Annotated in this window: 12 protein-coding genes; 9 read left to right on the forward strand and 3 right to left on the reverse strand. The window is 52.2% G+C overall.

Annotated features, from left to right (window positions below; all coding sequences use genetic code 11):
- Positions 1–11 precede the first annotated feature (11 nt).
- The 8 genes from pheT (at position 12) to selO (ending at position 8,347) form a co-directional block, all read left to right on the forward strand.
- Positions 12–2,399, forward strand: coding sequence for a phenylalanine--tRNA ligase subunit beta (pheT, locus tag OLG56_RS09840; protein ID WP_000672403.1), 2,388 nt, complete (start codon positions 12–14; stop codon positions 2,397–2,399).
- Between the two features lie 4 nt (positions 2,400–2,403).
- A complete protein-coding gene (gene ihfA / locus OLG56_RS09845) occupies positions 2,404–2,703 on the forward strand; it encodes an integration host factor subunit alpha (RefSeq protein ID WP_001229266.1) in 300 nt (99 codons plus the stop codon).
- A 202-nt stretch (positions 2,704–2,905) separates the two neighbouring features.
- Positions 2,906–3,886, forward strand: a complete 981-nt coding sequence (btuC, locus tag OLG56_RS09850) for a vitamin B12 ABC transporter permease BtuC (protein ID WP_207011561.1) — start codon at positions 2,906–2,908, stop codon at positions 3,884–3,886.
- Positions 3,887–3,977: 91 nt separating this feature from the next.
- The gene (locus OLG56_RS09855; RefSeq protein ID WP_001181568.1) at positions 3,978–4,529 is read left to right on the forward strand and encodes a glutathione peroxidase; all 552 of its coding nucleotides are present in this window, start codon (positions 3,978–3,980) and stop codon (positions 4,527–4,529) included.
- Positions 4,529–5,278 (forward strand): vitamin B12 ABC transporter ATP-binding protein BtuD, encoded by a 750-nt coding sequence (btuD, locus tag OLG56_RS09860; protein WP_000080607.1) that lies wholly within the window; start codon positions 4,529–4,531, stop codon positions 5,276–5,278. The genes OLG56_RS09855 and btuD overlap by 1 nt, the downstream gene beginning before the upstream one ends.
- Before the next feature lie 76 nt (positions 5,279–5,354).
- Positions 5,355–5,819, forward strand: a complete 465-nt coding sequence (locus OLG56_RS09865; RefSeq protein WP_001213256.1) for a C40 family peptidase — start codon at positions 5,355–5,357, stop codon at positions 5,817–5,819.
- A gap of 313 nt (positions 5,820–6,132) precedes the next feature.
- Positions 6,133–6,843, forward strand: a complete 711-nt coding sequence (ydiV, locus tag OLG56_RS09870) for an anti-FlhDC factor YdiV (protein WP_023214486.1) — start codon at positions 6,133–6,135, stop codon at positions 6,841–6,843.
- A 61-nt stretch (positions 6,844–6,904) separates the two neighbouring features.
- Entirely contained in the window at positions 6,905–8,347 is a 1,443-nt protein-coding gene (gene selO, locus OLG56_RS09875; RefSeq protein ID WP_061377358.1) for a protein adenylyltransferase SelO, read from the forward strand.
- 34 nt (positions 8,348–8,381) lie between these two features.
- Here the strand turns inward: selO and hemP are convergent, their stop codons facing one another.
- The 3 genes from hemP to ppsR form a co-directional block, all read right to left on the reverse strand.
- Positions 8,382–8,573, reverse strand: a complete 192-nt coding sequence (hemP, locus tag OLG56_RS09880; protein ID WP_000089115.1) for a hemin uptake protein HemP — start codon at positions 8,571–8,573, stop codon at positions 8,382–8,384.
- Positions 8,574–8,729: 156 nt separating this feature from the next.
- Positions 8,730–9,776: a 3-deoxy-7-phosphoheptulonate synthase AroH gene (aroH, locus tag OLG56_RS09885; RefSeq protein ID WP_001082196.1), complete on the reverse strand. Its 1,047-nt coding sequence runs from the start codon at positions 9,774–9,776 to the stop codon at positions 8,730–8,732.
- Between the two features lie 155 nt (positions 9,777–9,931).
- A complete protein-coding gene (gene ppsR / locus OLG56_RS09890) occupies positions 9,932–10,765 on the reverse strand; it encodes a posphoenolpyruvate synthetase regulatory kinase/phosphorylase PpsR (protein ID WP_000370992.1) in 834 nt (277 codons plus the stop codon).
- A 336-nt stretch (positions 10,766–11,101) separates the two neighbouring features.
- On the opposite strand from ppsR, the gene ppsA reads away from it, so the two are divergent.
- A complete protein-coding gene (gene ppsA / locus OLG56_RS09895; protein ID WP_000069340.1) occupies positions 11,102–13,480 on the forward strand; it encodes a phosphoenolpyruvate synthase in 2,379 nt (792 codons plus the stop codon).
- Positions 13,481–13,510 lie beyond the last annotated feature (30 nt).

Raw genomic sequence — 13,510 nt, forward strand, 5'->3', positions numbered from 1 at the left:
AGGATAAAACAATGAAATTCAGCGAACTGTGGTTACGCGAGTGGGTTAACCCGGCAATTGATAGCGATGCGTTGGCTAACCAGATTACGATGGCTGGCCTGGAAGTAGACGGCGTTGAGCCGGTCGCGGGAAGCTTCAATGGCGTTGTGGTTGGGGAAGTGGTTGAGTGCGCCCAGCATCCGAACGCTGACAAATTGCGTGTAACGAAAGTCAACGTTGGCGGAGAACGCCTGTTGGATATCGTCTGCGGCGCGCCAAACTGTCGTCAGGGGCTGAAAGTAGCGGTGGCTACCATTGGCGCTATTCTGCCTGGCGATTTCAAAATTAAAGCGGCAAAACTGCGTGGCGAACCGTCTGAAGGGATGCTGTGCTCCTTCTCCGAACTGGGGATTTCCGACGATCACAGCGGCATTATCGAACTGCCGGCGGATGCGCCGCTGGGTACCGATATCCGTGAATACCTGAAGCTCGACGACAATACCATCGAAATTAGCGTCACGCCAAACCGTGCGGATTGCTTAGGTATCATCGGCGTTGCGCGTGATGTGGCGGTACTGAACAAAGCGCCGCTCCAGGAGCCTGAAATGGCGCCGGTTACGGCAACCATCAGCGATACGCTGCCGATTACGGTAGAGGCCGCTGATGCGTGTCCACGCTATCTGGGCCGGGTGGTAAAAGGCATCAATGTTAACGCGCCGACGCCGCTGTGGATGAAAGAGAAACTGCGTCGCTGCGGTATTCGCTCCATCGATGCGGTGGTTGACGTCACCAACTATGTGTTGCTCGAACTGGGTCAGCCAATGCATGCTTTCGATAAAGATCGCATTGATGGCGGTATTGTCGTGCGGATGGCAAAAGAGGGTGAAACCGTCGTCCTGCTGGACGGTAGCGAAGCGACGTTAAATGCGGACACGCTGGTGATCGCCGATCACCATAAGGCGCTGGGGATAGCCGGTATTTTTGGCGGCGAACATTCCGGCGTGAACGGCGAAACGCAAAATGTGCTGCTGGAATGTGCGTACTTTAATCCGCTGTCTATCACCGGTCGCGCTCGCCGCCACGGTCTGCATACCGATGCGTCTCATCGCTACGAGCGCGGGGTAGACCCGGCGCTGCAATATAAAGCGATAGAGCGCGCTACTCGTCTGCTTCTTGATATCTGTGGCGGTGATGCGGGTCCGATAATTGATGTGAGCAACGAAGCAACGTTGCCGAAACGCGCCACCATTACGCTGCGTCGCAGTAAACTGGATCGCCTGATCGGGCATCATATTGCGGATGAGCAGGTCAGTGATATTCTGCGTCGTCTGGGCTGTGAAGTGACCGAAGGGCAGGACGAGTGGAAAGCCGTGGCGCCGACCTGGCGTTTCGATATGGAAATTGAAGAAGATCTGGTGGAAGAGGTGGCCCGCGTTTACGGTTATAACAATATTCCGGACGAGCCAATCCAGGCCGGTTTAATCATGGGGACGCACCGTGAAGCCGATCTGTCGTTGAAGCGGGTTAAAACCATGCTGAACGACAAAGGCTATCAGGAAGTGATTACCTATAGCTTTGTCGATCCTAAAGTACAACAGCTTATCCATCCAGGCGCAGAAGCGCTGCTGCTGCCAAACCCTATCTCCGTTGAGATGTCGGCGATGCGTCTGTCTCTGTGGAGCGGATTGCTGACGACGGTGGTCTATAACCAAAACCGCCAGCAGAATCGCGTGCGTATTTTTGAAACCGGTTTACGTTTCGTTCCGGATACACAAGCCAATCTGGGTATTCGACAGGATCTGATGCTGGCTGGCGTGATTTGCGGCAACCGCTATGATGAGCACTGGAACCTGGCAAAAGAGACCGTTGATTTCTATGATTTGAAAGGCGATCTGGAAGCAGTACTGGATTTAACCGGCAAACTGGGTGATATCCAGTTTAAGGCGGAGATGAATCCGGCTCTGCATCCGGGACAGTCTGCGGCGATTTATCTGAAAGATGAACGTATTGGTTTTATTGGGGTTGTTCACCCTGAACTGGAACGTAAACTGGATCTGAATGGTCGTACGCTGGTGTTTGAACTGGAATGGAATAAGCTCGCAGACCGTATCGTGCCGCAGGCGCGGGAGATTTCACGCTTCCCGGCCAACCGTCGCGATATTGCGGTTGTTGTTGCAGAAAACGTTCCCGCAGCGGATATTTTATCCGAATGTAAGAAAGTTGGCGTAAATCAGGTAGTTGGCGTAAACTTATTTGACGTGTACCGCGGTAAGGGTGTTGCGGAGGGTTATAAGAGCCTCGCTATCAGCCTGATCCTTCAGGATACCAACCGTACACTCGAAGAAGAGGAGATTGCCGCTACCGTCGCCAAATGTGTAGAGGCATTAAAAGAGCGATTCCAGGCATCATTGAGGGATTGAACCTATGGCGCTTACAAAAGCTGAAATGTCAGAATATCTGTTTGATAAGCTTGGGCTTAGCAAGCGGGATGCCAAAGAACTGGTTGAACTGTTTTTCGAAGAGATCCGTCGTGCTCTGGAAAACGGTGAGCAGGTGAAACTCTCTGGTTTTGGTAACTTCGATCTGCGTGATAAAAATCAACGTCCGGGGCGTAACCCGAAAACGGGTGAAGATATTCCTATTACAGCACGGCGCGTGGTGACCTTCAGACCCGGGCAGAAGTTAAAGAGCCGGGTCGAGAACGCTTCGCCCAAAGAAGAGTAATCAGATCCAGGCATAACATCCATCAGGGTGTGTTGCGGCAGATACGCTGCCATCCCGAAAGTAGATCAGCGGGATGACAGCGTATCTGTTAGCCTGAAAGATGACTCGTATAACTAAAAAGGCCGCATTGCGGCCTTTTTTCTTTCAAGTAAAGGATACCCACCGTAAAATCACGCTACCTCTTTTCAGCTGAATGGATAACATGCTGACTTTTGCCCGCCAACAACAGCGACGAAACGTTCGCTGGCTTCTGAGCCTGTCACTGCTGGCGCTACTGGCTACACTTCTGAGCTTATGCGCAGGCGAACAGTGGATTGCCCCCGGTGACTGGTTAAGCGCCCGGGGGGAACTGTTTGTCTGGCAAATTCGCCTTCCCCGCACGCTTGCGGTATTGCTGGTTGGCGCTGCGCTGGCGCTATCTGGCGCTGTGATGCAGGCGCTGTTTGAAAACCCACTTGCTGAACCGGGTCTGCTCGGCGTTTCGAATGGGGCCGGTGTTGGGCTTATTGCCGCCGTCTTACTGGGGCAGGGGCAACTGCCAGGATGGGCGCTGGGGCTGTGCGCTATAGCCGGCGCGCTCATTATTACGTTAATCCTGCTGCGTTTTGCGCGTCGCCATCTCTCTACCAGCCGCTTGTTGTTGGCGGGCGTCGCGCTGGGCATTATCTGTAGCGCGCTGATGACGTGGGCTATCTATTTTTCCACCTCTTTCGATCTGCGGCAATTAATGTACTGGATGATGGGAGGATTTGGCGGCGTTGACTGGCAGCAGAGCTGGCTAATGATTGCGCTCATCCCGGTACTGATCTGGATATGTTGCCAGTCGCAACCGCTGAATATGCTGGCGCTAGGGGAAACCTCGGCGCGGCAGCTTGGCCTGCCGCTGTGGTTCTGGCGCAATTTGTTGGTCATCGCCACCGGCTGGATGGTGGGCGTCAGCGTGGCGATGGCGGGGGCGATTGGTTTTATCGGTCTGGTTATTCCGCACATCCTGCGCTTATGTGGTTTAACCGATCACCGGGTTTTACTTCCCGGCTGCGCGCTGGCCGGGGCTATCGCCCTGCTATTGGCTGATGTGGTCGCCCGACTGGCGCTGGCGTCGGCTGAACTGCCTATCGGGGTGGTCACCGCCACATTGGGGGCGCCAGTGTTTATCTGGCTGCTGCTCAAATCCGCGCGTTAGCGCATCGGTAAACAACTGCTTTCATCATTCGCAGTCTATGATTAAAGGCTAACGATGAAACCCGCTATTCTACCGACATCAGGGAGACACCATGCAAAACTCGCTTCTTAATACTCACGTTACGACGATTGATGGAGAGGTCACTACACTTGAAAAATATGCCGGAAAAGTGCTGCTCATTGTAAACGTCGCCTCCAGATGTGGCCTGACGCCGCAATATGAACAGCTGGAAAATATCCAGAAGGCGTGGGCAGATCAGGGGTTTGTCGTGTTGGGTTTTCCCTGCAACCAGTTTATGGGGCAGGAGCCAGGCAGCGAAGAAGAGATTAAAACCTATTGCGCCAGCACCTGGCACGTCACGTTCCCGATGTTCAGTAAAATTGATGTGAATGGCGACGCGCGCCATCCGCTGTATCAAAAACTGATAGCCGCTGCGCCAACGGCAGTCGCGCCGGAGAAGAGCGGCTTTTACGAACGGATGGTAAGCAAAGGGCGTACGCCACTCTATCCGGATGATATTCTGTGGAATTTTGAAAAATTTTTGGTAGGCCGGGATGGTCAGGTAGTACAGCGTTTTTCGCCGGATATGACGCCTGAAGATCCTATTGTGATGGAAAGCATAAAAATCGCGTTGGCAAAATAATGTCTCAATTGATGCAATTAAAGGACGTCGCCGAGAGCACCCGCCTGGGGCCGCTTTCCGGCGAAGTAAGCGCAGGAGAGATCCTTCACCTTGTCGGGCCGAACGGCGCCGGAAAAAGCACGTTGCTGGCGCGTATGGCGGGGTTAACCTCAGGCGAGGGGAGCATCAGGTTTGGCGGAGCGCCGCTGGAGGCATGGGCGACGGCAACGCTTGCCCAACACCGCGCTTATCTTGCGCAACAGCAAAATCCGCCGTTCGCCATGCCGGTCTGGCATTACCTGACATTGCATCAACCTGATAAAACGCGAACCGGGCAGCTTAACGAGGTGGCCGATATGCTTGGATTGGGCGACAAACTGGGGCGAAGCGTGAATCAGCTTTCCGGTGGCGAGTGGCAACGTGTTCGCCTTGCTGCCGTTGTACTACAAATTCATCCCGACGCTAATCCGGTCGGTCAATTATTGCTGCTTGATGAGCCGATGAACAGTCTCGATGTTGCGCAACAAAACGCTTTGGATCGGGTATTACATCATTTGTGTCAGGCAGGAATCGCGATTGTGATGAGTAGCCACGATCTGAACCACACGCTGCGCCATGCGCATAAAGCCTGGTTACTAAAGCGCGGTAAACTCATTGCCTGCGGCCGCCGGGAAGAGGTGCTCACCCCCTCTTATCTGGCGCAAGCCTACGGTCTGCGCTTTCGACGACTCGACGTTGAGGGGCATCCAATGCTCATTTCGGCCACTTAAGTAAAATCGTTTCTTGAAAAGCAGGTAATTTCGACGCTAAATTAATACCAAAATAAAAACAGAGGATTGTTGCGGCATGCGTTTTTGGCTTCTTGTTATCACAGCATTGTTCCTGGCAGGATGCAGTACTCATCGGGCACCGGCGCCAAACGCCAGATTATCAGATTCCATTACCGTCATTGCGGGTCTGAACGATCAGTTGCAGTCCTGGCGCGGTACGCCATACCGTTACGGCGGCATGAGTCGCAGAGGCGTGGACTGTTCCGGCTTTGTGGTAGTCACTATGCGCGACAAGTTTGATTTGCAGTTGCCTCGTGATACGCGTGAACAATCAAAAATCGGCACCAGAATCGATAAAGATGAATTGCTGCCCGGAGATTTGGTTTTCTTTAAAACCGGTTCGGGCGAAAGTGGTTTACATGTTGGTATTTACGATACAAATAATGAGTTTATTCATGCCTCTACCAGTCGTGGCGTGATGCGTTCATCGCTGGATAATGTGTACTGGCGAAAAAACTTCTGGCAGGCACGGCGAATTTAACCTCGCAGACGATATAAATTTTATAGTCTATTTTTAACATACCGTCGGTTGAACTTATGACATCTGTTGTCATCATATATAATGATATAACCGTAGCATTTACAAACGTACTTTTATTAAAAACGGGCGTGCTCACGCCCTGTTAAAAGTACAACATTGGATATTGGTTTATAATCAGAGTAAGTTAAAAAAAGGAACCGGTTTACCGGTAAACAAGAAAAATGATGACGCTTCAATTAGTATCTGAAGTTACGTCTGTTTCCGTCCGTAGTGACTGGATGGCGAATAGCGCCCTAACCATGGGACTGGCGTAATGATTGCTTCACTTGATGAGCTTTACCATTCCGAACTCTTTTTCCTTCCCGTCATGGATGAAAACGCTCGGCTTGTTGGTTTAGAGATTATTGCAACGTTTGCCGCTGAAGACGGCGCCGTGCGGATGCCGACTGAGTTGGTAGCGCCTCGCCTTTCGGTGGAGGAACAATACTGTCTGTTTGTTGAAAAACTGGCGTTGTTAGAAACCTGTCAGCACTTTTTTATTCAGCATAAACTTATTGCATGGCTTAATTTACCGCCTGCAATTAGTGACTTATTATTAGATAGCGAACTTTTTTCCCGGGCAGCACGCTTTCCGTTTCTTGAATTAGCTATAAATGAGAATTATCCTGGGTTAAACCAGGGCAAAAACAATGAAACGTTAGCTAATCTGGCAATGCATTTCCCATTAATGCTGGCAAATTTTGGGGCAGGCGAGGCGTCGACTAAAGCTATTTTCGATGGACTTTTCAAACGAGTCATGTTGGATAAAAACTTTATTCAGCAGCGTGCTGAAATGATCTCATTCGAACCATTCATGCACGCTATCGTTGCCCAGATCTCCTCCAGCTGCGAGTCGCTGATGATTGCCGGTATTGATACTGAGGCGATGTTTGCGCGCGCAGCGCCATTGGGGTTTAGCGCATTCCAGGGCGGACTATGGCCTCCGGTGCCGGTAAACCAGCTCATTAAACTCGTTCAGCGATAACCTTTCTGTTTGCCGGTGTTTAACCGGTGATTAACCGTCTACACTGAAGACAGGAGGCCCTATGACCCTGTCTTTTACTGCCCGTTGGCGCGATGAACTGCCAGCAACGTATACCGCGCTTTTACCCACACCGTTAAAAAATGCGCGACTGATTTGGTATAACGACGAACTGGCGCAGCAGTTAGCCATTCCCGCGTCGTTATTTGACGTTACCAATGGCGCTGGCGTTTGGGGCGGCGAAACCTTATTACCCGGTATGTCGCCTGTCGCGCAGGTATATAGCGGGCATCAGTTCGGCGTCTGGGCGGGACAACTCGGCGACGGACGCGGTATTTTGCTGGGCGAACAGCTCCTGGCGGATGGCTCGACCCTCGACTGGCATCTGAAAGGCGCCGGATTAACACCCTATTCGCGAATGGGGGATGGACGCGCCGTCCTGCGTTCAACCATACGAGAAAGCCTTGCCAGCGAAGCCATGCATTATCTGGGTATTCCCACTACGCGCGCGTTATCTATCGTAGCCAGCGATACGCCGGTTCAGCGAGAGACGCAGGAAACGGGCGCCATGTTAATGCGTCTGGCACAAAGTCATATGCGTTTTGGTCATTTCGAACATTTCTATTACCGCCGTGAGCCGGAAAAAGTTCAGCAACTGGCTGATTTCGCTATTCGTCATTACTGGCCGCAATGGCAGGATGTCCCGGAAAAATATGCTTTGTGGTTTGAAGAGGTGGCGGCGCGTACCGGAAGACTTATCGCCGAGTGGCAAACCGTCGGTTTTTCGCACGGCGTTATGAATACGGATAACATGTCGATTCTGGGGCTGACCATCGACTATGGCCCCTTTGGTTTTCTCGATGACTACGATCCCGGCTTCATTGGTAACCATTCCGATCATCAGGGACGTTACCGCTTCGATAATCAACCGTCGGTGGCGCTGTGGAATTTACAACGTCTGGCGCAGACGCTAACCCCTTTTATTGAGATCGACGCGTTAAACAGAGCGCTGGATCGTTACCAGGACGCGTTGTTAACGCACTATGGGCAGCGAATGCGCCAGAAGCTGGGCTTCTTTACCGAGCAAAAAGACGATAACGCTTTACTGAATGAATTGTTTAGTCTGATGGCGCGCGAAGGGAGTGACTATACCCGTACATTTCGGATGTTAAGCCATACGGAGCAACAGAGCGCTTCCTCGCCGTTGCGGGATACGTTTATCGATCGCGCGGCGTTCGATGCCTGGTTCGACCGCTACCGGGCGCGATTGCGCACAGAGGCGGTTGATGACGCGCTGCGCCAGCAGCAGATGCAACGCGTGAATCCTGCGGTTGTGTTGCGCAACTGGCTGGCGCAACGCGCGATAGATGCGGCTGAACAAGGAGACATGGCGGAACTGCATCGGTTGCATGAAGTTTTACGTCAACCTTTTACCGATCGAGATGATGACTATGCCAGCCGACCACCGGAGTGGGGAAAGCGGCTGGAGGTCAGTTGTTCAAGTTAGCCTGACGCCAGCAGCATCGTCTGCTGGCGGAGCGTTATTTGGTTAACAGTAGCTTACCAGCCTGAGTTTTACGCAACAGATACTCCTGACCGTTGTGATCGATAATGACTTTGCCGTCCGGACCTAATAGCGCCTGACTGTTGACGCGCCGTTCAGCGGCAGGGAGAAGCGTTTCATTGTCTATTTCCTTAGGGTGAGGCAGCTCGGTGTTATCCATACGCGACATGTTATTTATTAATAATCAAACTCACAATGATTATTATTATCAATAATTAATGCGATAACAGCAAGTGCTAATTCTGTGGAGTGATATACGCGCGCGGAGAGAAAAGGGCGGGTAAAGCATCGAAGAAACGCCCATCCCGGCAGGATGGGCGAGCTATTAAAAGCGGCTATCTACCGCCGCGGCCAGTTTTTCCAACAGAACTTCCGTATCTTCCCAGTTCAGGCAGGGATCGGTAATGGACTGACCATAGATTAATGGTTGACCGCTGATAATTTTTTGCGTGCCTTCCCGTAAAAAACTCTCGGCCATAATCCCGGCAATTGCCGTGGAGCCATTACGAATCTGCTGGCAAATATCATCACATACCTCCAACTGGCGGCGATGCTGTTTTTGACAGTTGCCGTGGCTGAAGTCGACGACCAGATGTTCCGGCAGATCAAATTCATGCAACGTGTCGCAGGCGGCGGCAATATCTTCAGCGTGGTAGTTCGGTTTTTTACCGCCGCGCATGATGATGTGCCCATACGGGTTGCCACTCGTCTGGTAGATGGTCATCTGTCCGTCTTTATCCGGCGAGAGAAACATATGGCTGGCGCGGGAGGCGCGAATAGCGTCAACGGCAATGCGGGTATTGCCATCCGTACCATTTTTAAAGCCGACCGGACAAGAGAGCGCAGAAGCCATTTCCCGATGGATTTGGCTTTCGGTGGTACGCGCGCCAATCGCTCCCCAACTGATCAGATCGGCAATAAACTGGCCGGTGACCATATCAAGAAACTCTGTGGCGGTCGGTACTCCCAGTTCGTTCACCTGCAATAGCAAGCGACGCGCCAGTTCAAGCCCATAATTGACGCGGTAACTTCCATTCAAGTCAGGATCGGAAATCAGGCCTTTCCATCCCACGACGGTGCGCGGTTTTTCAAAATAGGTGCGCATGACGATTTCCAGACGCGCCTGATGCTTTTGGCGTTGTGCCTGGAGCTGCGTCGCGTATTCCATGGCAGCATTCAGATCGTGAATCGAACAGGGGCCAATGACGACCAGTAGCCGTGGATCTTCACCATTTAAAATCTTTTCTATCCGGCGTCGGGAGTCGGTAACGTGACTGGCGACGGAGGACGATACAGGATACCGCTGCGCGAGTTCGGTCGGTGTTACCAGGCTGTCGATACGCGCAGTACGGAGTTCGTCGGTTCTGTTCATTACAAGTCTCAGAAATTTGTTGCTTCAACGGCAGGACTACCGGGAAGTGATGGGCATCACGATAAACCAATCCCTGCTGATTTCAAGTGCGAGGCGTGTCACACCTCGCAGGCAGAACAGCATGATAACAAAAACCAAACCATTAAACTAGTTTGCTAGTACATTCTGCGGTTAAGCCCCATAATATCGAGAATCTTGGTGGCTATCTCTTCAACGGAATAATTGGTGCTGTTCAGGCAGGGGATCTGATTCTTACGATACAGCGCTTCAACCTCCGCCACTTCCATGCGGCACTGACGCAACGAGGCATAGCGACTGTTTTCACGGCGTTCTTCGCGAATAGCCGCCAGGCGTTCAGGGTCAATTGTCAGGCCGAACAGTTTATGTTGTAGCGGTTTTAACGATGTGGGCAGTGTCAAATTATCCATATCATCGGCGATGAAAGGGTAGTTAGCCGCACGAATACCGAATTGCATCGCCAGATAGAGGCTGGTGGGCGTTTTTCCACAGCGCGAAACGCCAAGTAAAATGACCTGGGCCTGATCGAGGTTGCGCAATGAAATGCCATCATCATGCGCCAGGGTATAATCGATAGCGGCAATACGGGCGTCATACTTGTTCAGGTTACCCGGATTAAGCCCATGAGTACGATGAGCGATCGGCGTCGGATCCAGTTTCATCTCCTGCTGAAGCGGCGCCACCAGCGCCTGGACGATATCCTGGCAGAAACCTTCGCTCTGTAAGATGATGGCGCGAATTTCAGGTAAAACAATCGAGTAAAATACCAGCGGGCGAACGCCGGTTTGCTGATAAATGGCGTCAATTTGGTCTTTGACGGCGCGGGCGCGACTTTCGTTTTCCACGAATGGCAGCGTGATGCTGCTGATCGTCACCGGAAACTGCGACATAACCGCGTGACCCAGGACCTCGGCGGTGATGGCGGTACCATCAGAAATATAGAAAACATGGCGATCAACAACATTATCCATTCTGTTCATCCTGAAGAGTAAACATAATTATCTGAAAGCATAAATTAAAAGTAACGGGAAACGTATAACTTGTCGCTTATTTTATAAAATGACAGACACTTTTTATAATTAATGAAAAGTGTGTTTCATTTCCTGGAAACGCAGTTTATACCGGGGGTTATTCAGGGAATGCCGTGCTATGCGCGGGTTTGCGCAACTACGTAAACAATCTGAAAAAATGAAAAAATAAATTTGCTTGAACGATTCACCGTTTTTTTCGCGGGTTTAAGTATGCCAGGATAAATACGCAACTATGTGTTTCTTAAACTCGTTCATTTATCACAAAAGGATTGTTCGATGTCCAACAATGGCTCGTCACCGCTGGTGCTTTGGTATAACCAACTCGGCATGAATGATGTAGACAGAGTTGGGGGCAAAAATGCCTCCCTGGGTGAAATGATTACTAACCTTTCCGGCATGGGCGTATCCGTTCCGAATGGTTTTGCAACCACTGCCGATGCGTTTAACCAGTTTTTGGATCAAAGCGGCGTAAACCAGCGCATTTATGAGCTGCTGGATAAGACAGATATTGATGATGTCTCCCAGCTGGCGAAAGCGGGCGCGCAGATCCGCCAGTGGATTATCGACACTCCTTTCCAGCCGGAGCTGGAAAACGCCATCCGCGATGCCTATGCGCAGCTTTCGTCGGATGATGAAAATGCCTCTTTTGCCGTGCGTTCCTCCGCCACGGCGGAAGATATGCCAGATGCTTCGTTTGCGGGTCAACAGGAAACGTTTCTTAACGTTCAGGGCTTCGATGCGGTTCTGGTGGCAGTGAAACACGTATTTGCTTCTCTGTTTAACGATCGCGCCATCTCTTATCGCGTTCACCAGGGATATGATCATCGCGGCGTAGCGCTTTCCGCTGGCGTGCAGCGGATGGTTCGCTCCGATCTCGCCTCGTCAGGGGTGATGTTCTCTATCGATACCGAATCCGGTTTTGACCAGGTGGTCTTTATCACCTCGGCATGGGGACTGGGTGAAATGGTGGTGCAGGGCGCGGTTAACCCGGACGAATTTTATGTCCATAAGCCAACCCTGGCGGCAGGCCGTCCGGCCATCGTACGCCGCACCATGGGGTCGAAAAAAATCCGCATGGTTTACGCCGCCACCCAGGAGCACGGCAAGCAAGTGAAGATTGAGGATGTGCCGCAGGAACAGCGCGACATTTTCTCGCTCACCAACGAAGAAGTGCAGGAGCTGGCGAAACAAGCGGTGCAGATTGAGCAGCACTATGGTCGTCCGATGGATATCGAATGGGCGAAAGACGGTCATACCGGTAAGCTCTTTATTGTGCAGGCACGTCCGGAAACCGTGCGCTCTCGTGGCCAGGTGATGGAGCGTTATACGCTACATGCGCAGGGGAAAATCATTGCCGAAGGTCGCGCCATTGGGCATCGTATCGGCGCGGGTACGGTAAAAGTTATTCATGATATCGGCGAAATGAACCGTATTGAGCCTGGCGATGTGCTTGTCACCGATATGACCGACCCGGACTGGGAACCGATCATGAAAAAAGCGGCGGCGATTGTCACTAACCGTGGCGGGCGCACCTGTCACGCGGCGATTATCGCCCGCGAATTGGGTATTCCGGCGGTAGTCGGCTGCGGCGACGCCACCGAACGCATGAAAGATGGCGAAAAAGTAACCGTCTCCTGCGCAGAAGGTGATACCGGTTATGTTTATGCCGACATGCTGGATTTCAGCGTAAAAAGCTCCAGCGTAGACACCATGCCAGAGCTACCGCTGAAGGTCATGATGAATGTCGGCAACCCGGACAGGGCATTTGACTTTGCCTGCCTGCCGAATGAAGGTGTAGGTCTGGCGCGACTGGAATTCATCATTAACCGTATGATTGGCGTTCACCCGCGTGCGCTGCTGGAGTTTGACGACCAGGATGCCGCGCTGCAAAACGACATTCGTGAGATGATGAAAGGGTTTGACTCGCCGCGTGAATTTTACGTTGGTCGACTGACGGAAGGGATCGCGACGTTAGGCGCCGCCTTCTACCCGAAACGCGTTATCGTTCGTCTGTCTGACTTTAAGTCCAACGAATACGCCAACCTGGTCGGCGGCGAACGCTATGAGCCGCATGAAGAAAACCCTATGCTGGGCTTCCGCGGCGCGGGCCGTTACGTCGCAGAAAGTTTCCGCGATTGTTTTGCGCTGGAATGCGAAGCGGTGAAACGCGTGCGCAACGATATGGGCCTTACCAACGTCGAAATCATGATCCCGTTCGTGCGGACGGTCGACCAGGCGAAAGCGGTCATCGAAGAGCTGGCGCGCCAGGGGCTTAAACGCGGCGAGAACGGGCTGAAGATCATCATGATGTGCGAGATCCCGTCCAATGCCTTGCTGGCTGAACAGTTCCTCGAATATTTTGATGGCTTCTCGATTGGTTCTAACGACATGACGCAGCTGGCGCTGGGGCTGGATCGCGATTCCGGCGTGGTGTCTGAACTGTTTGACGAGCGTAACGACGCGGTGAAAGCGCTACTGTCGATGGCGATCCGCGCGGCGAAAAAACAGGGCAAATATGTTGGAATTTGCGGTCAGGGTCCGTCCGACCATGAAGACTTTGCCGCCTGGCTGATGGAAGAGGGGATCGACAGCCTGTCGCTGAACCCGGACACCGTGGTTCAGACCTGGCTGAGTCTGGCGGAACTGAAGAAGTAGTGTGATACCGGATGGCGGCGTTAACGTCGC

It is taken from the genome of Salmonella sp. 2018103, assembly GCF_026247685.1.
Classification (GTDB): domain Bacteria; phylum Pseudomonadota; class Gammaproteobacteria; order Enterobacterales; family Enterobacteriaceae; genus Salmonella; species Salmonella enterica.

Coding starts and splice junctions, on each gene's coding strand:
- pheT (WP_000672403.1), top strand. CDS start 12: ATGAAATTCAGCGAACTGTGGTTACGCGAGTGGGTTAACCCGGCAATT.
- ihfA (WP_001229266.1), top strand. CDS start 2,404: ATGGCGCTTACAAAAGCTGAAATGTCAGAATATCTGTTTGATAAGCTT.
- btuC (WP_207011561.1), top strand. CDS start 2,906: ATGCTGACTTTTGCCCGCCAACAACAGCGACGAAACGTTCGCTGGCTT.
- OLG56_RS09855 (WP_001181568.1), top strand. CDS start 3,978: ATGCAAAACTCGCTTCTTAATACTCACGTTACGACGATTGATGGAGAG.
- btuD (WP_000080607.1), top strand. CDS start 4,529: ATGTCTCAATTGATGCAATTAAAGGACGTCGCCGAGAGCACCCGCCTG.
- OLG56_RS09865 (WP_001213256.1), top strand. CDS start 5,355: ATGCGTTTTTGGCTTCTTGTTATCACAGCATTGTTCCTGGCAGGATGC.
- ydiV (WP_023214486.1), top strand. CDS start 6,133: ATGATTGCTTCACTTGATGAGCTTTACCATTCCGAACTCTTTTTCCTT.
- selO (WP_061377358.1), top strand. CDS start 6,905: ATGACCCTGTCTTTTACTGCCCGTTGGCGCGATGAACTGCCAGCAACG.
- hemP (WP_000089115.1), bottom strand. CDS start 8,573: ATGTCGCGTATGGATAACACCGAGCTGCCTCACCCTAAGGAAATAGAC.
- aroH (WP_001082196.1), bottom strand. CDS start 9,776: ATGAACAGAACCGACGAACTCCGTACTGCGCGTATCGACAGCCTGGTA.
- ppsR (WP_000370992.1), bottom strand. CDS start 10,765: ATGGATAATGTTGTTGATCGCCATGTTTTCTATATTTCTGATGGTACC.
- ppsA (WP_000069340.1), top strand. CDS start 11,102: ATGTCCAACAATGGCTCGTCACCGCTGGTGCTTTGGTATAACCAACTC.